Annotated in this window: 20 protein-coding genes; 12 read left to right on the top strand and 8 right to left on the bottom strand. The window is 71.1% G+C overall.

Annotation, left to right across the window (positions count from 1 at the left end):
• Positions 1–154 precede the first annotated feature (154 nt).
• Positions 155–3115 (top strand): M14 family metallopeptidase, encoded by a 2961-nt coding sequence (locus CP982_RS02070; protein WP_150508858.1) that lies wholly within the window; start codon positions 155–157, stop codon positions 3113–3115.
• A gap of 224 nt (positions 3116–3339) precedes the next feature.
• A complete protein-coding gene (locus tag CP982_RS02065) occupies positions 3340–4239 on the top strand; it encodes a LysR family transcriptional regulator (RefSeq protein ID WP_150508857.1) in 900 nt (299 codons plus the stop codon).
• 32 nt (positions 4240–4271) lie between these two features.
• Here the strand turns inward: CP982_RS02065 and CP982_RS02060 are convergent, their stop codons facing one another.
• Positions 4272–4892, bottom strand: a complete 621-nt coding sequence (locus tag CP982_RS02060; protein ID WP_150508856.1) for a TetR/AcrR family transcriptional regulator — start codon at positions 4890–4892, stop codon at positions 4272–4274.
• 137 nt (positions 4893–5029) lie between these two features.
• On the opposite strand from CP982_RS02060, the gene CP982_RS02055 reads away from it, so the two are divergent.
• The 3 genes from CP982_RS02055 (at position 5030) to CP982_RS02045 (ending at position 7685) form a co-directional block, all read left to right on the top strand.
• Positions 5030–5689: a DUF998 domain-containing protein gene (locus CP982_RS02055; RefSeq protein WP_150508855.1), complete on the top strand. Its 660-nt coding sequence runs from the start codon at positions 5030–5032 to the stop codon at positions 5687–5689.
• 52 nt (positions 5690–5741) lie between these two features.
• Positions 5742–5954 carry a DUF4287 domain-containing protein gene (locus tag CP982_RS02050; protein WP_150508854.1) on the top strand — a complete coding sequence of 71 codons (213 nt, stop codon included), beginning with the start codon at positions 5742–5744 and terminating at the stop codon, positions 5952–5954.
• 123 nt (positions 5955–6077) lie between these two features.
• Positions 6078–7685, top strand: a complete 1608-nt coding sequence (locus CP982_RS02045; RefSeq protein WP_150508853.1) for an alpha/beta hydrolase — start codon at positions 6078–6080, stop codon at positions 7683–7685.
• Here the strand turns inward: CP982_RS02045 and CP982_RS02040 are convergent.
• Positions 7598–8968: a hypothetical protein gene (locus CP982_RS02040; RefSeq protein WP_150508852.1), complete on the bottom strand. Its 1371-nt coding sequence runs from the start codon at positions 8966–8968 to the stop codon at positions 7598–7600. The genes CP982_RS02045 and CP982_RS02040 overlap by 88 nt on opposite strands.
• Positions 8969–9108: 140 nt before the next feature.
• Complete coding sequence (locus tag CP982_RS02035; protein ID WP_170316324.1) at positions 9109–9648, bottom strand: putative immunity protein; 540 nt, start codon at positions 9646–9648, stop codon at positions 9109–9111.
• Between the two features lie 81 nt (positions 9649–9729).
• Between CP982_RS02035 and CP982_RS02030 the strand changes: the two genes are divergently transcribed.
• A complete protein-coding gene (locus CP982_RS02030) occupies positions 9730–10422 on the top strand; it encodes a DNA-binding protein (protein ID WP_150508851.1) in 693 nt (230 codons plus the stop codon).
• Complete coding sequence (locus CP982_RS02025; protein ID WP_150508850.1) at positions 10419–11945, top strand: helix-turn-helix domain-containing protein; 1527 nt, start codon at positions 10419–10421, stop codon at positions 11943–11945. Before CP982_RS02030 ends, CP982_RS02025 begins: the two co-directional genes overlap by 4 nt.
• 58 nt (positions 11946–12003) lie before the next feature.
• Here the strand turns inward: CP982_RS02025 and CP982_RS41475 are convergent, their stop codons facing one another.
• Both CP982_RS41475 and CP982_RS02020 read right to left on the bottom strand, forming a co-directional pair.
• Positions 12004–12177 carry a hypothetical protein gene (locus tag CP982_RS41475; protein ID WP_170316323.1) on the bottom strand — a complete coding sequence of 58 codons (174 nt, stop codon included), beginning with the start codon at positions 12175–12177 and terminating at the stop codon, positions 12004–12006.
• A 171-nt stretch (positions 12178–12348) separates the two neighbouring features.
• Positions 12349–12801: a DUF6082 family protein gene (locus CP982_RS02020; protein ID WP_150508849.1), complete on the bottom strand. Its 453-nt coding sequence runs from the start codon at positions 12799–12801 to the stop codon at positions 12349–12351.
• Positions 12802–13029: 228 nt separating this feature from the next.
• Here CP982_RS02020 and CP982_RS02015 point away from each other — a divergent pair, with 228 nt between their 5' ends.
• Positions 13030–13770, top strand: coding sequence for a class I SAM-dependent methyltransferase (locus CP982_RS02015; protein WP_150508848.1), 741 nt, complete (start codon positions 13030–13032; stop codon positions 13768–13770).
• 215 nt (positions 13771–13985) lie between these two features.
• Here the strand turns inward: CP982_RS02015 and CP982_RS02005 are convergent, their stop codons facing one another.
• Positions 13986–14345, bottom strand: coding sequence for a peptidase inhibitor family I36 protein (locus CP982_RS02005; protein WP_245004345.1), 360 nt, complete (start codon positions 14343–14345; stop codon positions 13986–13988).
• Positions 14346–14798: 453 nt separating this feature from the next.
• Between CP982_RS02005 and CP982_RS01995 the strand changes: the two genes are divergently transcribed.
• From CP982_RS01995 to CP982_RS01980, 4 genes are all read left to right on the top strand, one after another.
• Positions 14799–15563, top strand: coding sequence for an NAD(P)-binding domain-containing protein (locus CP982_RS01995; RefSeq protein ID WP_150508847.1), 765 nt, complete (start codon positions 14799–14801; stop codon positions 15561–15563).
• A 484-nt stretch (positions 15564–16047) separates the two neighbouring features.
• On the top strand, positions 16048–16380 hold the full coding sequence (locus CP982_RS01990; RefSeq protein WP_144000814.1) for a histone-like nucleoid-structuring protein Lsr2: 333 nt from the start codon (positions 16048–16050) through the stop codon (positions 16378–16380).
• Positions 16381–16863: 483 nt separating this feature from the next.
• Positions 16864–18567 carry an amidohydrolase gene (locus CP982_RS01985; protein WP_212669171.1) on the top strand — a complete coding sequence of 568 codons (1704 nt, stop codon included), beginning with the start codon at positions 16864–16866 and terminating at the stop codon, positions 18565–18567.
• 31 nt (positions 18568–18598) lie between these two features.
• Positions 18599–19357, top strand: coding sequence for a helix-turn-helix transcriptional regulator (locus CP982_RS01980; protein ID WP_150508845.1), 759 nt, complete (start codon positions 18599–18601; stop codon positions 19355–19357).
• A gap of 33 nt (positions 19358–19390) precedes the next feature.
• Here CP982_RS01980 and CP982_RS01975 read toward each other — a convergent pair whose 3' ends face one another.
• Both CP982_RS01975 and CP982_RS01970 read right to left on the bottom strand, forming a co-directional pair.
• A complete protein-coding gene (locus CP982_RS01975; protein WP_150508844.1) occupies positions 19391–19837 on the bottom strand; it encodes a PPOX class F420-dependent oxidoreductase in 447 nt (148 codons plus the stop codon).
• Positions 19838–19846: 9 nt separating this feature from the next.
• Entirely contained in the window at positions 19847–20398 is a 552-nt protein-coding gene (locus CP982_RS01970; RefSeq protein ID WP_150508843.1) for a hypothetical protein, read from the bottom strand.
• Between the last annotated feature and the right edge of the window lie 483 nt (positions 20399–20881).

The raw sequence follows: 20881 nt of genomic DNA, 5'->3' as shown, positions 1-20881 counted from the left end.
GCCAACTGCCCGTACATGCACAGGAGTTCATAACGCCACCGGAAGCGCGCATCGGTCAGTGCAGGAACCGGCCACCCACCCATTGACATGATCATGGAGCATGACGAGCCTGGCGTTCGCGCACAAACGTGCCGGACAACTGCAAGGGGGGCTCATGAGACGAAGAACCCGTGCGAGATCGATCCTGGCCGCCGGTGCCCTGCTCGTCGGCGGCCTGGCCGCCGCGCCGCACGCCCAGGCGAGCGGCCCGGCCGGGGCGACGGCCGACGACGACGCGGCAGCCGTGAAGGTCTACCAGGCCGAGGTCACCAAGAAGCAGATTCCGATCGTGCTCAAGGTGGGCCAGGACGCGCACGAACTCGCCGCGCAGGTGCCCGAGCGCGGCACCGGCCGCGTCGAGCTCTACCTGACCGAGGCCCAGGCGAAGACGATCGAACGCCAGGGCGTCGACCTCGAAGAGCACAAGATCTCCGAAGCCACCGAGAAGCGGCTCGCGGCCGCGGGTGACGGCGTCTACCGGCCCTACAGCGGCAAGGGCGGCCTCCAGGAGGAGATCGTCAAGACCGCGCAGGCCCACCCCGGCCTCACCAAGGTCGTCTCCATCGGCAAGACCCTCCAGGGCAAGGACATCCTCGCGCTCAAGCTCTCCAAGGGCGCGGCGAAGTCCAAGGACGGCTCCAAGCCCGCCACGCTGTACATGTCCAACCAGCACGCGCGCGAGTGGATCACCCCCGAGATGACCCGCCGCCTGATGCACCACTACCTCGACAACTACGGCAAGGACCGGCGCGTCACCAAGCTCGTGAACTCCACCGAGCTGTGGTTCGTGCTCTCCGCCAACCCCGACGGCTACGACTTCACGCACGCCGCCGACGGCGAACGCCAGTGGCGCAAGAACCTGCGCGACGTCGACGGCGACGGCAAGACAGCCGCTGGTGACGGCGTCGACCTCAACCGCAACTTCGCCTACAAGTGGGGCTACGACAACGAGGGTTCGTCGCCGAACGCGTCCTCGGAGACCTACCGGGGCACTGGTCCGATGTCCGAGCCCGAGACGAAGGCGATCGACCGCTTCCAGAAGCGCATCGGCTTCAAGTACGGGATCAACTACCACTCGGCCGCCGAACTGATCCTCTACGGAGTGGGCTGGCAGGTGGCGACCCCCACGCCCGACGACGTGCTGTACAAGGCCCTGGCGGGCACCCCGGAGAAGCCCGCGGTGCCCGGCTATCACCCGCAGGTCTCCTCCGAGCTGTACACCACCAACGGCGAGGCCGACGGGCACGGCGGCAACGTCAACGGCATCGCGATGTTCACCCCGGAGATGTCGACCTGCCAGACCGCGTCGGGCATCGACCCCAACGACGCCTGGAGGCCCCAGGACTGCGCGTCCGTCTTCACCTTCCCCGACGACGAGAAGCTGATCCAGCAGGAGTTCGCGAAGAACGTGCCCTTCGCGCTCGCCGTCGCCGAGACCGCGCTGCACCCGGACCGGCCGGTCTCCGTCACCGGGGCCGAGGCCCCCGACTTCACCCCCGACTCCTTCACCACCTCCTACGCGCGCCACGGCGACCAGGAAGTAGCCGTCACCGCCCGCAAGTCGGTACGCGACAAGGAGCTGCGCTACCGCGTAGACGGCGGCCGCACACAGCGCGAGGAGCTCTCGCGGTGGAAGGGCGGCGAGACCTTCGGCGGCGAGGACAACCTGTACTTCGACCAGTACCGCGCCGAGGTCGAGGGCGCGGACGTGGGGGACGAGGTCGAGGTGTGGTTCAGCGGCCGCACCAAGAAGGGCCGTACGAACAGCGAGCACTTCACCTACACCGTCGCCGAACGGCCCAAGGCGAACACCCTCGTCGTCGCCGAGGAGGGCGCGAGCGCCGCGCAGACCCAGAAGTACGTCGACGCCGTCAAGGCGAGCGGCCGCACGGCCGCCGTCTGGGACGTCGCCAAGCAGGGCACCCCGCACCCGCTGGGCGTCCTGTCGCACTTCCGCACGGTCGTGCACTACACCGGCGACCCGGTGCCCGGCGCACCCACCCAGCTCGCCCTGCGCGCCTACCTCAACGAGGGCGGCAAGCTGGTCGAGTCCGGCGAGCGCGCGGGCGGCAACGTCGACCTCGGTGACGCGCTCACCGACGACTTCGCACAGTACTACCTCGGTGCCTACGAACGCCTGCCCGCGACCGGAGCCCAGCGGTTCACCGGCAGCGGCGCCCTCGCCGGAGCCGAAGGCCCGGTCGCGGCCGCCGACGGCAACCCGCTGGACAAGGCGGGCCGCTTCACCGTCACCTCCGACAGCCTGCCCGCGCAGCAGTTCCCGCAGTTCAAGAGCGCGGCAGCGGGGAACTATCCCGGCCTGACCAACCCGTACGCCCCGTACGCGGGCCAGGGTATGGCGTCCGCGACCCACGCCGACCGGGACTACAAGCGCCTGACCCGCACCATCGACCTCACCGGCGTCACGGCCGCCGACCAGCCGGAGCTGCGCCTGGCCCTGAACTGGAACCTGGAGTCCGGCTACGACCACGGCCTCCTCGAAGCCCACACCCCCGGCGCCGACGACTGGACCACCCTCGCGGACCGCAACGGCGCCTCGTCCACCGCCGTGCCCACCCAGTGCACGGCGGGCTTCTTCATCACCGCCCACCCGTTCCTGCGCCACTACCTCACCCGCGGCGCCTCCAGCTGCACGGCCAGCGGCAGCAGCGGCAACTGGAACAGCTTCACGGGCTCGTCCGGCGGCTGGAAGCAGGTCTCCTTCGACCTCAGCGCCTACGCGGGCAAGAAGGTCGAGGTCTCCCTCAGCTCGGTCACCGACCCCTCCGACGGCGGCCGCGGCCTCTTCGCCGACAACGCCCAACTCGTCGTCGGCGGCACCGCGACCGAGACCGAGGGATTCGAGACCTCGCTCGGCACCTGGTCCGTCGCCCCGCCGCCGGCCGGCAGCGCCAACATCACCGGCGACTGGACCCGCACCGGCGAGCTCTACCGGCCCTACGCGGCGGTCACCGCACGCGACAGCGTCCTGCTCGGCTTCGGGTTCGAGCACGTCACCGAAGCCACCGACAGGGCCGCCCTCATGCGAGCCGCCCTGAAACACCTGCGCGACTAGGCGACTAGGCGACGCACAGCTCGTCGCATGACATCGGCCTCCGGGACCCGCTGCGGTCCCGGAGGCCGACTGCGTCGTGCGCGGATGGACCGCGTCCCGTTCCTGGCGGAAATCCGGAGGAAATAACGGAAGAACAAGGTCACTTACTAGTACGTCTACTAGTACGACGACGCCGATGACGACGCGGTGGGCCGCGGCCCACCGCAGTGAGGGGACGGGAGCCGATGAGCCTTCGTCAGTTCGAGTACGCCTTGGCCGTTGCCGAGGAGGGCTCGGTGACGGCGGCGGCGGAGCTGCTGCGTGTGGCTCAACCGTCGGTGTCCCAGCAGATCCGGGGCCTGGAACGGGAGCTCGGCGTGACGCTGTTCACCCGCACGCCGTCCGGCCTCGTGCCCACCGTGGTCGGCCGCGCGTTCCTGCGCGACGCGGAGGTCGCGGTGAGCGCGGCACGGCGGGCGCGGGCGACGGCGCGGTCCGGTGCCGACGAGCTGGTGGGGGAGCTGGCGGTCGCGGCGCAGATGGGCCTGGGCACGCGGCAGCTGCCGGGCGCGCTGAGCGCGCTGCGCCTGCGCTTCCCGCGCCTTGAGATCACCGTCTTCGAGGAACCGAACCCCGCCGACCTTGAGCGCCTCGCGCGCGGAGGCGTGCTGGACCTCGCCCTGATGGCCGGGCGGTGCGAAGAGGGCCTGTACGACGGCCACCACCTCGGCGACGAGGAGTTCGTCGTGGTCCTGGCCGCCGGGCACCCGCGGCTGGCCGCGGACCGGGTCGAACTGCGGGACCTTCAGCGGGAGCCGTGGGTGAGGTTCGACCACAACAGCGCGCTCGACGGCGTGCTGCGGGAGGTGCTGCGGGACAACGACCTGGCCCCGACCACGGTCGCCCGCGTCTCCCAGACGGCGACGGCCGTGCGCTGGGCCGCGCACGGGCTCGGGGTGACGCTCGTCCCCGCCTCCGCGGTACCGCCCGGCCACGAGCACCTCGCGCGCCCGGTGTCCCCGGTCGTGTCCCAGCCCGTCTTCGCCGCGGTCCGCCCCGGCGCGGGTCCGGCGGAGATGACCCTCCTTGACCTCCTGCGACAGGAGACGTGGCACAAGTCCACGTTCTTCTCGCCGGTGTCCTGACGGCCGGAAGGGGCAACGGGGAGTGCGCCCCCTCAGCGGTAGGCGCCGAGGAAGGCGGTGACGCCCGCGGTGGCGTAGCGGTCGAGCTCGTCCTGGGTGTGCCGCGGGCCGCCGTGGAACATGGCTTTGTTCACGGGGATCCAGAGCAGGAGCCCGGAGAAGTGGTGGGCGGCGAGGTGCGGGTCGTCGATCCGGAGCAGCCCCTCGTCGGCCAGGTGCTGGAAGGTGGTGGCGAGGGTGGCGAGGACGCGCTCGAAGCCCTGCTCGTACCAGGCGGCGCCGAGCTCGGGAAAGGTGTCGGAGTTGGCGATGATCAGCCGCCGCAGCTGAAGCACCTGGGGCTGGGTCAGGGCGGTCAGGAACTGCCGGGCGAGCCGGGTGAGGTTCTCTTCGAGCCGGTCGGCGTCGGCCGGGATGTCGGCCACCAGGTCGATCATGGCGTCGGTCCGGTCGGTGGTGGCCATGACGATCTCGGCGAACAGCTTCTCCTTGTCGGCGAAGTGCTTGTAGACCGTCTGCTTGGACACGGCCGCCAGCTTCGCGATGTCGTCCATGCTCGTGCCCGCATAGCCCTTCTCCACGAACACCCGCGTCGCGGCGTCCATGATCGCCCCGCGCTTGCGGGCCGACCGGCTCTGCTCGTTCGCTTCCATCCCGACTCCCGTCTTCAGTCCGAGCCCCGTGAGGCCGAGTCTCGTCAGTACTGGACAGTCTAGTTCTGGTCTGGCTACTGTAGCGCTCGCACCGCAACGAGTACTGAACCGTCTAGTTCCAGTCGGGGGATCGCGCCATGACGCACACGATCGAGGCTCCGCTCGCCGCCGCTCCTGCCGCCGCCACCTCGGTGCCGGCCCGCATCCTCCTGGCCGGAGGGGTGGTGGCGGGTCCGCTGTTCCTGGGCGCGGGTCTGATCCAGGGGCTCTCGCGCGACGGCTTCGACTTCACCCGCAACGCGATCAGTCAGCTGAGCCTCGGCGGCACCGGCTGGATCCAGGTGACCAGCTTCTCGCTGACCGGGGCGCTGCTCGTCGTCGGTGCCGTCGGTATGCGCCGCGCGCTGCGCGGCGAGCCCGGCGGGGTGTGGGCGCCCCGGCTGATCGCCGTCTTCGGTGCGTCGTTCCTGCTCTCGGCGGTCTTCGCCGCCGACCCGGGCGCCGGATTTCCTGCCGGAGCCCCCGACGCCCGCACCACCTCGATGAGCTGGCACGGCACCCTGCACATGCTCAGCGGCATGGTGGGCCATCTCGCCCTGTGCGCGGCCTTCTTCGTTCTGGCCCGTCACTTCGCCGCGGGCGGGCATCGGGGGTGGGCCGTCGGCAGCCGCCTCGTCCCCTTCGCCGTCCTCGCCGGCTTCGCGGGCTCCTCCGCCACCGTCGCGGCCTTCACCATCGGTGCGGGCCTGGGGCTGCTGGGACTTGCCGCAGTCACCGCGCGCCTGCTCAAGGCGTAGCCGCCCGCCCGCCACACGATTCACACTCACCAACCAGAGACAGGACACCGCAATGAACCAGACGCCCAAGGGCCCGGCGAGCTACTTCCCCTCCATCGAGAAGAAGTACGGCCGCCCGATCGCGGACTGGCAGGACCTCATCCGCACCTCGCCCCTCACCAAGCACATGGAGCTCGTCACCTGGCTCAAGACCGAGCACGGACTCGGCCACGGACACGCGAACGCCCTCGTCGCCCACACGCTCGCGGAAGGCGGCGGCAAGTAGGCCGTGGCCGGTGACGCCGCCGTGACGGGGTGGGGGGAAGGTCGTGTCGAGCCGCTGGGTAAAGTACAGCCGACTTTACTCACCATTTACTCTCACATGACCGATATCGGTAGGAGTCAGAGCATGCCCCACCCCATACGTCCGGGTCGCACCGCGGTGCTGGCCGCCGCCTCGCTGTTCGCGATCCCCGCCCTCGCCGGCTGCGGCGGCGGGTCCGACGACGCGGACAAGGGTGAGCGGACGGCCACCGCCACCCCGTCCGCCGGGGGAGCCACCGGGGGAGCCGTCGGGGGAACCGGTGAGGGGAAGTCCGCGCTGCCCGCGGCCCTCTCCGGCCAGCGCCTGTCCTGGAGTTCCTGCCCCGCGCCGTCCGCCGCCCAGGGCACCGCCAAGGCGCCCGGCAAGGGCTGGGAGTGCGCCACCATGAAGGCGCCCCTCGACTACGCCAAGCCCAAGGGCGAGACCGTCGGCGTGGCCCTCATCCGCAAGAAGGCCACCGACGCCGACCGGCGCATCGGCTCCCTCGTCTACAACTTCGGCGGCCCGGGTGCCTCCGGCGTCGCCACCCTCCCGCAGGCCGCCGAGGACTACACCAAGCTCAACGCCTCCTACGACCTGGTCAGCTTCGACCCGCGCGGCGTCGGCAACACCACGACCGTCAAGTGCCTGGACGACAAGACCCTGGACACAGACCCGGGCAGCGGGGACGCGCTCAAGGACATCAAGCGGCACACGCGGGCCTGCGTGAAGAACTCCGCCAAGGTGCTCCCGCACGTCGGCACCGCCACCACCGCGCGCGACATGGACCTGATGCGCCAGGTGCTCGGCGACAAGAAGCTGAACTACTTCGGCATCTCGTACGGCACCGAACTCGGCGGCGTCTACGCGCACCTGTTCCCCAAGAACGTCGGCCGTACCGTCTTCGACGCCGTCGTCGACCCGACCCGGGACCCGGTGCGGTCGGGCCTCGCCCAGGCCAAGGCCTTCCAGAAGGCCCTGGAGTCCGCCATGGCCTACTGCGCCGAGGAGTACGCCGAGAACTGCCCCACCGGCAAGACCGCCGCCGAGGGCAACCGGCGCATCAACGCCATGCTGGCCGAGCTCGACAAGAAGCCCGCGCCCACCGAAAGCGACCGCAAGCTCACCAAGGACCTCGCCCTGACCGCCATCGGGGCCACCCTGTACGAGGGCGAGGAGGGCTGGGACATCCTGGCGCCGAGCCTGGCCGAGGTGATGGGGGACGACGGTACCGGCACCAGCCTGCTGATGATCGCCGACCTCTACAACGGCCGTGACGACAAGGGCCGTTACAGCAACATGCACGCCGCGAACGGCGCGATCACCTGCGCCGACACCCGCAGCCGCCACAGCCGGGCCGACGTGGACGCCGAGCGGCCCGCCTTCGAGAAGGCCTCGCCGGTCTTCGGCCCGTCCATGGTGGAGGGCCTGCTCGGCTGTTCGCAGTGGCCGGTGCGCGGCACGGCGGACAAGCCCGAGGTGTCCGCGCCCGGCGCCGCCCCGATCGTGGTCGTCGGCAACACCGGCGACCCGGCCACTCCCGTCGAGGGCGCCCGGCGCATGGCACGCCAGCTCGGCAAGGGCGTGGGCGTCAACCTGACCGTCGACGGCGAGGGCCACGGCACCTACGGCGACAACCGCTGCGCCACCAAGGCGATCGACACGTTCCTGATCAACGGCAAGGCTCCGGCCGACGGCACCGTCTGCAAGTAGCCACGACGGGCACGCCTCGCGGCGCGCCTGACAGGCGACTTGACGCCCCTCTCGTCCGCGACCCGCGATCCGCGACCCGCGACCCCGCGCTCCGGATGAGAGGGGCGTCCGGCGGTTCCTCCCCGCCGTCCGGTGCGCCCGCGCATACTGGACGCGGCGGCAGCGGTGTGACGCACGGGGCAGGAAGAGGGCGAAGTGCTTGCGGCACCTACGTTGAACTCCATTCTGACGCGGCGCGGCGATGGTTCCAGGGCCTCGTCGTCCCCGGCCTCCGCCGCCTGCCGGTACAGTGCCGAAGCCTTGACGTGGTCACCCTGCGCGGCCCGAGCGGCCGCCGCGAGCCGCAGGGCGGGCACCGGGCCTGCTTCCTCTTCCTCCGCGAGGCGTTCCATGACGACGGCCGTCCAGGACGAGCGCGCCGAGAGCTGCCGGGCGATCACGGCCACGGGCCTCGGGTCGTCCCGCAGCGGCGGCAGCCGGCAGACGTCGAGCGCGGCATCGATCCGGCCGCGGTCGACGAGTTCCCGCAGCAGCCGACACCCGGATTCGACGTCGTTCCCGGCCAGGCCTTCGAGACCGCAGGCGTACGCCTCGTCCTCACGCCCGTCGCGGAACAGCAGCTCGACGAGGTGCGGGCGCAGCGGTGACGCGCCCCGCGCCACACCCCGCCGCAGCAGCCGGATGCAGTGTTCCCGATGCCCCTTGCCCGACAGGTGCCAGACGAACTGGCGGAGGCGCTCGACGTCCCCGTCCTCGGCCAAGGGCCCGGCGACGGCGACACCCGCCTCGACATGACTGACGTCGACGCGTGCGCGAGCCGCGGCGAGGAGATCGGTGGGGGACTCCGCTCGGTCCGCGCCGCGCCGGAACAGGGCGGCGGCCGCGTCGGCGCAGCCTGCCCGGCGCAGATGGTCCCCGGCAGCGAGGAACGCCTTCGGCCCACCGGCCTCCCCGGCCCGGGTGAAGAAGGGCACAGCCGCCTCCGCGTGCCCCGCCCTGACCAGGACTCCGGCCGCCAGCCACCAGGAGCGCACGTCACCGCCCTCGGCGCGCCGCTCCAGCCACGCGACTGCCTCCGCGACGCGCTCCTCGGCCTCCAGTAGATGAACCGCCCACCGCAGCGCGTCGACGTCACCCGCGTCCGCGGCCGTCCGGTACGCCGGGATCGCGAGGTCCGTCCAGCCCGCCTCGCGCGCCTCGTGCCCGCGCCAGCGCAGCAGGTCGAGCCGCGAGCCCTCACGCTCGTACGTACTCGGCGCGCCCCGAGGCTCGTCAGCTGTCACGCGCGCCCCCCGCCTCGGCCGACTCCGGCGGGGCCCATCGTCCCCCTGCGCGGTACGCACCATGCCGTCGAGCGCCCGCGCGGCGCAGCCGCATATGAGCGCAGCCCCGCGCCCCTTCGGGGTACGGCCGCCGAGCCCGCTCAGCGGGCGGCGCGCAGGGAGGCGTCCAGAAGGCTCATGAGCTGCGCGACACGGCTCTTGCCGACCGGCGCGAGAGGGTAGCGGCCGAGCACGTCGACCAGAACCGGTGTCGCACGCCGCTCCGCCAGCTCGATCTGCTGGAGGCCCACGGCGGGATCGTCGCCCGCCTTCAACTCGGCGACGCGCGCGGCACACGCGGCAGCCCGCAGGATGTGGCCCACCTGTGTGGCCTTCGCCAGCGGATGCAGGTACGCGGCGGCAGCCGCGTCACCGGCGGCACGCGCGGCGAGACACGCGGCCTCGGTGGCCGCCTCCTTCGCCGCGCGGTGCGCGTCCAGGGAGGTGACGCGCTGCGCCTTGGTCCTGCGCGCGCCGTTCGCGAACTCCCACGCGGCATCGAGGGCCGCGCGGGGCCGGGAGTCGCCGGGGTTGGCGTCCTCGTACACGGGGAGGACGTCCTGCGCGCTCTCCGCCGCGAAGCGCGCCACGACGCGCAGCTCATCCATGGTCAACTCGAAGTCGCCGGAGGCGTTCGTCACGACGGAGATCCTGCCAGAGGCGGTCGGGCGGTCGGTTCGGCGGGTGATCGTGCAGCCGGGGCGGCGCGCTCCGTGAGCATAGTGAAGCAATACACTGTGCCTTGCTTCACCACACTCGATCCGGAGGCCGAAGCCGTGCTGCCCTCCGTCGCCCTGACGACGCCCCAGGCCTTGGCCGGCGAATTCCTCACCCGCCCCCAGGCCGCCTCCGTGCTCCGCCTGTCGCCGAACACGGTCGGCAAGCTGCTGGCCAGCGGATTCCTCCCGGACCTCGCGGCGGCCCGGGTCCACGCCCTGGCCCGCGCCCCGCAGCTCGGCGTGACCCGCGGGGAACTGCCGGTGCTGCGCACCGGGCCCGCGGGTCCGCCGCCGCACGTGGACGACGAGCGGGACTTCATCGGCGACGCCCCGCACCTGACGGACGAGCAGTTCCTCGAGGCCTCCCGCCAGTGGTGGCGGTGCGAGCCGGACAAGGTCACGGCCGCCGGAGTCCTGGCCGTGGCGGTGGCCGGCTGGGTGACCGGGGTCCTGGCCGTCCGCGGCCGCGGCGGCACCCGGCACGGAGGGCGGGACGTACGGCACTCGTTCGAAGCGAGTGTCGCCGGGCGCGTCACGGCACTCGACGACCCCGAGAGCCACCGCGTCCTGACCGGTGACCCCGCCCTGGCCGCCCTGACCCGTACGCTGCTGGGCGCGCGGGTCCAGGAGGCGAGGTCGGGCGGCCCGATCGCCTACCTCAAAGCACCCCCGCACCCCCACGGAGAGATGGCATGAGCGACTTCGACGCGATCGACGCGCTGCTCGCCTCGGCGGCCGAACCCGCCCCGCTGCCGCCCGCCGAGCAACGCCGCGCGCTGCGCGAGGCGCTGGGCCTGTCCCGTGCGCAGGTGGCCCGCGCGCTCGCCGTGAGCCCGTCCACGGTCGGCGGCTGGGAGGCGGGCCGCGACCCCAGCGGCGAGGTCCGCGGAAAGTACGCGTACTTCCTGGGCCAGGCCGAGGACAAGGTCCAGGCCCGGCGGAGCACCGCCGAACACGCCGAACCGGCTGCGGAGGCGGAGGCCGCGCCTGCCTCGCCACCGTCGACCGCGACGGTCGACGACACCGACGACACCGACGACACCGAAGGCACCGAGCCCCAGCCATGCGTGCTGTGCGGTCAGCCCGCCCATGACCAGGTCGAGGGCTATCCGCAGCACCTGGACGCCGCCCAGTGCGGAGCCGGGGCCGCCGTCCCCGGCGGCCCGGCGGAAACAGCCGACGCCCCCGGCGCCGCGACACGCACCGTCCGCAGCCCCGGCCGAGGCGTCAAGGTCGTCCCCGTCGGCCGCCGCGCCCAGTCCGCCGCCCACTCCCCGGATCTGATCGGCACGGCCGTCGCCGAGACCCTCGCGCAGCACCGCGGTGACGTCGAGGCGGCGACCGCGGCCCTGATCAAGCGGGCCATCCCCGACGCGATGGCCCTCCTGGACCACACCCGTACCGGCGGCCGCTACGACATCGTGGCCCACCCCTGGATGCCGGACATCCTGCGCAAGCAGAGCGCCCGCGGCGCGGACCACATCTGGGAGGCGCGCCCCAAGTGGACCCGCCCCGAACTCCCCGCCGGGCAGCACGAGGTGACCGCCCTCGACATCAATGGCGCGTACCTGTCCGCCCTCAAGACCCACTTGCCGATCGGCCAGCTCGAACACTCCACGGGCACCCTCCACGACCGGCGCCGGGCGGGAGTCCACCTGATCACCCCGCCCGCCTGGGACCACGATCACGTACTCCCCAACCCGCTCGGCAACCGCGACGAGCCGGGCCCCTTGTGGGTGACCGAACCGACCCTTCGCCTGCTGCTGCGCCTGTCAGGGCCCAAGTACGGCCTGTGCGACCCGCCCGAGATCCACGAGTCGTTCACCTCCGGCGCCACGGAGGGGCTTCTGGAGAAGTTCCGCATCGCTCTGAAGGACGCCCGGGACCGGGCGATCACTGAGGACGACGAGGTGACGCTGGAGTACGTGAAGGCCATGTACTCCAAGTTCGTCTCGACGCTGGGGGAGTCGAACTACAACCGCGAGCTGTACCGGTCCGACTGGATGCACCTCATCCGCTCCCAGGCCTTCGCCAACCTCTGGATGAAAACCTACAAGGCCTACGACGAGGGCCTGATGGTGGTCCGCGCGATGGGCACCGACGAACTCCATGTCATCGGCGACTGGCGCGCCGTCTTCGACGAGGGCCGGGGCGTGGCGCAGGTGAAGGTCAAGGACACCTACAGCCTCGGCGAGGACGCGGCCCCGGCCGCGCCCTGACCCCGGACGAGACGAGGGGTGCCGCGCCACGCACCGGCCCGGCCGCAACCGATGCGTACTACCGGGCCTGCCCGGGCGTCTCGCGGCTGCCGGGGTTCTGGCCGGGCGGGGCCTTGGCGTCGTCCGCCTCGGCGGCCCTGGCCGCCTCCTTCTCGGCTCGCTCCTTCTCCGCGAGGGCCTTCTTGGCCTCCTCGTCCTGCCGGGCCTCGCCCCGACCTTCACGCTTGCTCATGACCAGTCCTTTCGTACGGGAATGCGTACGGGAAGACGACAGCGCTCAACCGCGCCCTCTCTGCCATGTGCCCACATCCACCCCGCCCAGGCCAGCGCAGAGGGCCGTCTGGTGGGGGGCGTCAACGGTCGCCCGGTCCCTGGCTGCGCCACGGAACGGGCGGCGAACGCCCTAGTCGTTCCCACCGACCGCCAACCGGTAGTGCTCGTCGACGATCGCCACGAAGCGCTTCTTGCGCTTGGAGCGCGTTGCCTCCGCTATGCGCCACCAGCCCCGGTGGACCGTGCTCCAATATGTGCGGCCGACTTCTCCTCTGAAGAACGTTCCCAGGCTGATCGCCAGCTCGGCCTCACTGAGTTCCTTGAGCACGTACTGGGTCTGCCACCAGGTGACGATGAGGTTGGCGAACATGACCTGGCGCGCTTGGTCGTCGGGCAGGTCGTTGCTCGGGCTGCCCCAACATGCCCGCAGGGCAGGGTCGTTGAGGCTGAGCATCAGCAGTTCGCGGTGCGAGGCGCGGATACTTCCGTCCTGGGAGATCCTCGTCTGACGGGACTGGTAGACCAGCGACACCAGCACACCGGCGAGCGCGGCAGCGGAGATGATCAGCGATATCAGAGCCATGCGGGGACATTCCCCCGACGGCACGTCCCCTAAGGGCCAGGGCCGGCCTTGTCCCTCATCCGGCGACCCCTGTACGGGAGCCCGGGGCGATGTCCGGATCTTTGTGGCTTCTGCCAATACGGTGGCCTGCTGGAATTCGTAGAGACTTCCAAGCGGAAGCCGCGGGGTGCGTCCCGGAGACGGGAGTTGTGGCCGCGGGCATGTCGAAACGCAGGGGAGCGCGGCGCGATGAACGTGCAGCTGTACGACGAGATCGGTGAGGCGTTCGAGGGCTTCAAGGCCCTGCCGCTGGCGCGGTACGGGGAGGTGCCCAGCTTCCTGGGCATGGTCGGGGACGTGCGCGGCAAGTCGGTGCTCGACCTGGCGTCCGGTACCGGCTTCTACAGCAGGGAGGTCAAGCGGCGCGGTGCCACGGAGGTGTTCGGCGTCGACATCTCCAGCGAAATGGTCTCCGTCGCGCGGGCGTTCGAGGAGCGCGATCCACTGGGGGTGCGCTACGAGGTGGGCGACGTGTCCGAACTCCGCCCCCTGGAGCGGCGCTTCGACCTCGCCCTGGGAGTGCAGCTGCTCCACTACGCGGAAGACACCGCCGCCATGGAGCGGATGTGCCGCAACGTGCACCGGAACCTGAAGCCCGGCGGCGCTTTCTACGTCTTCGCCCAGAACCCCGACTACCGCTTCGACGGGCCGTCCTTGGCCAAGTACGGCTTCCTCTGCGAGCCGACCGGCGAGGAGATCGAGACCGGACCACGCGTCCGGATCACGGCGTTGCTCGACCCGCCGATCTCGTTCGTCGGCACCTGCCCGCGCCGCGAGGTCTACGAACACTGCCTGCGGACGGCCGGGTTCACCGAGGTGACCTGGGTGCCGCTGGAGGTGTCGGAGGAAGGCGTGCGCGAGTTCGGGTCGGACTTCTGGGCGGACTGCCACGCCAACCCGCCACTGGAGATGCTGCGCTGCCGCGCCTGAAGTGGAATGAAGTCGGCGCTCGGCATGCGGGTCGCCGAGGTGCTGCTCGCCGAGGAGGCGGCCCGGGCCCATCGACTCCTGGGAGTGGGCGGCCTGCGGGGTCGGCTGGTGCTGGGCTTCTCCTGAGCGCCGGTTGTTCCTGCTCCCGGCAGGGCGCGCCGGGAGCAGGAACGTGAACGGCTGGGCCCAGCGAGTCACCGGCCCACTGGGCTGACTCAGCCCGGGCAGGATCCGGCGCAGAGTGAACCGATCGTGTAGGTCCCGGCGAGGTTGCCCCGGTTGCCGGCCGTCGTACTGCCGATGCGGTTCACGTAGTTGGCGTTGTGGTAGTAGTGGAACCGGCTGTTGGTGCGGTTGTAGACGGAGCGGGTGTTCGTGCCGTCCCTCATCCATGAACACATGGGTCGGGTGTTGGTGTTACTCGCGGACCACTGGCACTTCTGCCCGTTGCCGTCCTTCTCGGAGTAGAAACAGATGTAGCCCGCCGGGCAGTTGTCGTAGCCGGCGGGTGATGTCGCGTCGGCTTGCGCCGTGGGTGCGAGGGCGAGTGTGGCACCGGCTAAGGCGGTGGTCATGGCCAGCGCGAACCCCGTACGACGATTCACTGGTCCTCCTCTGACGCCTGCCCGCACCATGCGGTCCCAGGGCGCCATGGAGGAGTCTGGACGGCAAGGGGATCCGCCGACTACTAGCGATTCGGCCCTCGTCCGGCTCATATCCGACCCATTCGAGATGTTTCCTGACGGACGTCCTCATTCCGCTCGGATGTCTCATCCCAGACGTGCGGGGCCGCGGAGGCGTTACGGATATCGGCCGGCGGACTTCGCGCCCTTGCGGACGGCTTCGGTTCGGCGGCGGAGTTCGGGCGAATCCTCGACACCGTGCTCCGTGGAGTCCATGATCAGGCCGCCCGCGGCGAAACCTGCTGAGTCGTCGCGGACCGGTGTGGGGATGGGGCGGTCGAGCGCGCCGACAACGCCCGCGCCGCAGGAACGACACCACCGTCTCGGAGCGACAAGGAGAATGCAGTGGACCGTATCGGAATCATCGGTGTGGGCGAGATCGGCCGGGCCATCGTGACCGGGCTGAGCGACGGAGTCGAGAAGCCGCCGCAGATCTGCCTCTCGCCCCGCGGAGCCCGTACCGCCGCCGAACTCGCCGAGCGGTACCCGAACGTGCGGGTGTGCGCCGACAACCAGGAGGTGGCGGACCGCGCCGACACCGTGATCCTCGCCGTCCGCCCCCATGGCCACGCCGAGGCCCTCGCAGGACTGCGGATCGGCGACGGCAAGGTCGTCATCAGCGTCATAGCGGGCGTCAGCATCAGCGAGCTGCGCCGGACCCTCGGCACCGGTGCCCCCATGGTGCGCGCCATCCCCCTGCCCGCCGCCCGCGAACGCCGCTCCGTCACCGTCACCCATCCTTCCCACCCGGCCGTGGAAAGCCTCTTCGACGCCCTGGGCGGGGTGCTGCCGGTCGCGGACGAAGCGGCATTCGACGTCTACTCCACGCTGACGGGCACCCTGACCGTCCATTACTGGTATCTGGCCACACTCGCCGACTGGGCTTCCCGGCAAGGCATTCCTCCCGAGGACGCGGACCGGTACATCCGCAGCCTCTTCCAGGGCGTCGGGCGTGCGCTGCACGACGAGAACCGGTCACTGCACCAGCTCGCGGGCGACCATGAGACGCCGAACGGAAGCAATGAGCGCATTCGCACCACGTGGTTCGACACCAGTAACGCCGAAGCCCTGTCCAAGGCACTCGACGCACTTCTCGCACATCTCAGGTAGCCACGTCGGCGGCGCCCTTGATGCCGAGCGATCGGACAAGCACGTTCGGTGAGATCGCGACGTGAGATCACGGCGTGAGATCGCGATGCGAGATCGAGATGTGGGATCACCATGAATGAGAGATCCGCGTATCGCGGCGGACCTCGACTGATCGGCGTGTCTCCCCGCACGGGAAGGCGGCGATTGTTGACGACTGGACGCCTGAGCGATTCCGCAGGACCGGCGTTGTCCCGGGATTGGGAGTATCTCGGGGTCACTTCATCAGGATTGCCGCTAGCGGTATCCGCATTCCTCTGAGATGATCCCCAAATGGATTGGGGGGTCGAGAAGTTGTATCCGGACGAACACGCCGTACGTCACCGTGTGAAACTCAGGCAAGCGCGTCGGCCGACCGGCGTGAGCGTCAGCGGATAAGCGACCTCGAGAAGCTCGGTGGCCGACGGGCCACCCCTCATCGGCGAACCCCTTTACGGAAGGCACAACCATGGCACAGCGCGTTGAAATCAAGCTGATTGACGACCTGGACGGCAAGACGGCCGACGAGACCGTGACGTTCGGCCTGGACGGCAAGGTGTATGAGATCGACCTCAGCACCAAGAACGCCGACAAGCTGCGCGGTCTCCTGGAGCCGTATCTGAAAGGCGGGCGCAAGACCGGTGGCGGCCGCGGCGTGAAGCAGCCCGTGGCCAAGGGCAAGAGCGCAGGCCAGGACACGGCCAAGATGCGCGCCTGGGCGAAGGAGAACGGCTTCGAGGTCAACGACCGCGGCCGCGTCCCGGCGAACATCCGCGAGGCCTATGAGAAGGCCGCCGCCTGACACAGGCCGGCCGCTCGGAGGGCATCGGCCGGTCGCTCGGTGAACACGCACCGTGCGGCCGCCGCGCACGGGGGAGCGCGAGCCCTGGACACGCGTAGCGGGCCGGGGCCCGAGCGGTCCCGCCGTACGCCTCCCCGCCGTACACCTCAAAGAGCCCGCCGCGCTCGCTCGGGAGCGCACTTGAGCTCGTAAGGCCGCCGGAATCCAGTACGGCGAGCTCCGTCCAGGGGCAGGCCCTCGATCTGCGCAGCGGCCGCCCCGCCCCAAGCCCGGACCGCTTCGATCCGGCCGCGCCGCGCCGCGTACCCCCGCACTCCGGCAGCTCCCGCCCGACCCCAGGCCCGCCGTCCGACCGGACGTTCCCGCGCGGGAGAGCGCGTATCGGTTGGATGACCGATGTGCGGGGGACGGCGGCGCGGCCATAGTCCTCAGGAGATCGTTCGCGGGCGCTCGCAGCGCGCCCGGTACTCGAAAGGACCCTCTGTGGACACGTATGCGGACCTGGTGTTTCTCGACGGCCAGGTGGTCACGGTCGATGCGGAGTTCTCCATCGCCTCGGCCCTGGCAGTGACCGGCGGGGTCATCAGCGCCGTCGGCGGACGGGACGACGTCGCGCCGCTCATCGGACCCGACACCCGCGTCGTCGACCTGCGAGGGGCGACGCTGCTTCCCGGAATCAACGATTCCCATCTGCACGGATGCGCCTTCGGCATGGCGACGCCGCCGCTCTCCCTCGACCTCGGCCACCCCGCCGTGTCCTCCCTCGCGGACGCCGCCGAAGCGGTACGAGAGGCCGTCGGACGCACCCCCGCCGGGCAGTGGATCACCGGACACGGCTGGGACCCCGGCTACCTCGACGAGTGCGTCGCCGCCCCCTCGCGGACGCCCTCACGGCACGACCTCGACGCCGTGAGCCCCGACCACCCCGTCGTCCTGTACTCCTTCTCCGGCCACGCCACCTGGGTCAACTCCAAGGCCCTCGAACTCATCGGGATCGACCGGGACACCGTCGCCCCGCCCGGCGGAGCCATCGTCACGGGCGCGGACGGAGAGCCGACAGGGCTGCTCCACGAGGGCGCCCAGGCCCTGATCCAGAACGCCCTTCCGCCGCTCAGCCGCCAGGAGCGGACCGACGCGATCCGGTCCACCCTCGCCACCCTCGCCGAGATCGGCATCACCAGCTACACCGAACCGGGGCTCGGCCCCGGCGGCGACGGCATCATGCGCGGCGCGCTCGGCGCCCAGACCCTCGACGTCTACCGGCAGCTGCTGGCCGACGGCGAACTGACCGCCCGCGTCGGCGTCCTGCTGCTGCCCACCGGGATGGCGAGCACCGCCGAGGAGTTCGCCCGCACCCTCACCGCCATCGGCGAGGTGGGCGACGCCGACCCGCGCCGCCTCGCGATCCACGGAGTCAAGGTCTTCGCCGACGGCGTCGTCCCGAACAAGACGTCCTGGATGCACGAGCCTTACGTCGGCGGCGGCTGCGGCTCCCTGTGCGTCAGCGGCGCCACCGACACCGAGCGGACCGCCGAGATCGACGCCATCATCCGCCACGCCCACGTCGCCGGGCACCAGCTGGGCATCCACGTCACCGGCGACCGGGCCTGCGACACCGTCGCGGACGCCTTCGCCGCCGCCATGGCCGAACACCCTCGGTCCGACGCCCGCCACTACGTCATCCACGGCGACTTCCTCACCGCCCACAGCATGAAGGTGCTCGCCGCGCACGACTTCGGCGTCAACATGAACCCCACCATCAAGTGGACCGTCGCCGACATGGAGGAGGACTTCGTCGGCGCCGAGCGAGCCGCCTACGCGTGGCCCTACCGCGACGCCATCGACGCCGGTGTGCGCGTCGCGAGCGGGTCGGACGCCCCCGTCACGCACCCGGACTGGCGCCAGGGCGTCGCCACCATGGTGCTGCGCGAATCGAAGGCCGCGGGCCGGGTCAGCGGCCCCGAGCAGCGCATCGGCCTGGCCGACGCGATCCGTACGTACACGATCAACGCGGCCTGGCAGGACTTCGCCGACGACTGGAAGGGGTCCCTGGAGCCGGGCAAGGTCGCCGACCTGTGCGTGCTCGACGGGGATCTGCTCACCGCCGACCCCCACGACATCCCCGCGATGCCGGTCGTCCTCACCGTCGTGGACGGGCGGGTCGTGCACGACACCCTGCGCGTTTGACGTATTCCAGGCACATGATCATCCTTGGGGGATGGCAGCGCAGCGGAGCACGGCGGACATCCTGGACGCGGCGGTCCACGTCCGCGAGGCCGCCAGGAGCGCTGCGAACGGCGCGAGCGGCCTCGGCCCGGTCCTGAGCGCGCTGTCAGAGGTGATGGAGTACGACCACGCCTCGCTGACCAGGTGGGATCCGCTGCTGCGGCGCCACACCACCCTGGCCGGGAGCTACCCGGACGACGCCACGGCCTACATCGAGAACCGCCTCCACCGCGACCCGGTGTTTCCCGTGCTCCGCAGTCCGGAGCGGGGCGGCCTCTGGCTCAGGGACGTCCCCGGGCAGCTCCTGGCCGCGTCCCCCGGCTTCCAGGACGTACTGTCCCCCCTCGGCATCGAGGACGGCGTCGCCCAGTGCCTGTTCGCCGCCGACGGCCGGTACGTCGGCATGCTGAACGTCAGCACCCGTCGGCCGCGGCGCGCGCCCGACCCGGCGCGCGCCGTGGTCACCCTGCTCACCGAGTCCCTCGCCGCGGCCGTCGCCCGCCAGGCGGACCCGCCGCCCGAGCGGGCCCCCGCGGCCGCCGCGCGGCCCGGGGGACTCTCGCCCCGCGAGCTCCAGGTCCTCGCCGAACTGACCACGGGCGGCACCAACCGCGAGATCGCCGAGCGGCTCCACATCACGCCGCGCACCGTGGGCACCCACATCGAGCACATCCTGGCCAAGCTGGACCTCCCCAACCGCGCGGCCGCCGCCGCCCGTGCCGCGGCCTGGGGAATCGCCCCCTCCCGCTGACACGGGCCCGACGGCGCGCGACACGGGCCCCGGTCAGGAAGCCGGGACCGGACCACCGGGACGGAAGCGCTCCACCCCGACGATGTGCCGGACCTTGGTGGGGCGCACGATCACCGCGACCCGCTGCTCCCCGGGCATGAGCCACTCGAAGCGCTCGCTGCCCAGGTACTTGTGGGCGAGGCGGTCCATGAGGCCGTGTGCCTCGTCGCCCTCGACGAAGCGGTCCACCACGCCGCTGATCTGCACGCGGTCGAAGGGATCGGCGGCATCCGCGTGCGAGAGGTAGACACGGGGGTCGCGGCGCAGGTTCTCCTCCTTCACCCTGCCCACCGAGGTGTTGAACATCAGCTCGTTCTCGCCCACCAGGTCCACCCACATCGGACTGACCTGCGGTGCTCCATCGGCGAACACGGTGCCGACGTACCAGATGAGGGGAGCGCGCAGCCGGGCGCGCACGGAGTCGTTGAACGTCGCAGTCATCGGGGGAGGCTACCAATCATGATCGACTGAACTGCTCGGCGGGGCCACTCGGGCGCCACCGTCGCGGATGCGGGCCTTCGGCCAGGCGATGGTGTTTTTGGTCGGGTCGGTGGTCCAGGAAGAGAGGTCCCCGGTGGCGACGGCCGCGATCACCTCTTGCGGTTCTTCGCCGTCCCTGCAGTACGCGCCGAAGCCGGCCGCGAGCCACACGGTGTCCCGGTACGCCTTTGCCCTGATGCCGTGGCACGGTTTGGTGCCGGTCTCATAGACCGTCTTCCGGGCGGACCAGACGTCGTCAGAGGCGTGGCGATGCTGTGCCTCCAGGCCGCGGCGAGTGAAGCGGAGGGACACCTGCCGGCCGTCGGACAGTTCGAGGACGGTGTGGTCGTCGTCGTCCTCGACGACCCGTGAATCAGGCTTGTCCTCGGGTTCGCGGTGGGACTTCGTGTGCTTCGCGCTGCTGCCGGACGGTCCCTTGTCCGATTGCTCGGCGCAGCCGCCGACGGCTGCGCCGAGCATCAGCACCGCTACCGCCCACGCCGCTGCGCTCTTCGTTCTCATGCCGTGTCAGCTCCCCTGTACGCCGTCCCGCGATGCCCGGGCCGGTGGGTGGCACGAACTCGGCGATGCTAGTCGGTGGGCGGCCCGCCCCGCTCGGCCCCCGGCACGGTGCGGCCCCGGCGGTTCCGTCACTCGTCGAGGACGGCGGCGACCGCGCCCGGGCCCGGGCCGCTGCCTCCCGCGCCTCCAACTCCCCGATCAACGAGCCCATCAGCGTCGCCTCCTCCACCCGCACGGTAGAGACCCGGCCACGCCGCCATCACCCACAACCACGATCTCCCAGCTCAAACCATCGGGGCCGCCCCCGGAAGAGAGCTACACCCCGCGGCGAACATGGCGCGCGGAGAGGGGGGCGCACCTGAGTACGCCTACTCATGACAGCCGTGGCGAGTCCGGTCTCGTCGGTGATGGCGTCGGCCGTAGGGCAGGTGCGCCAGGGCGGCTCTGTTCGTCAGTGTCATATGGCTTAAAATGATCGTTAAC

This window comes from Streptomyces spectabilis (assembly GCF_008704795.1).
GTDB lineage: Bacteria > Actinomycetota > Actinomycetes > Streptomycetales > Streptomycetaceae > Streptomyces > Streptomyces spectabilis.
Note: the sequence above shows the minus strand (reverse complement) of the source record. Positions and strands in the feature narration are given on the sequence as shown.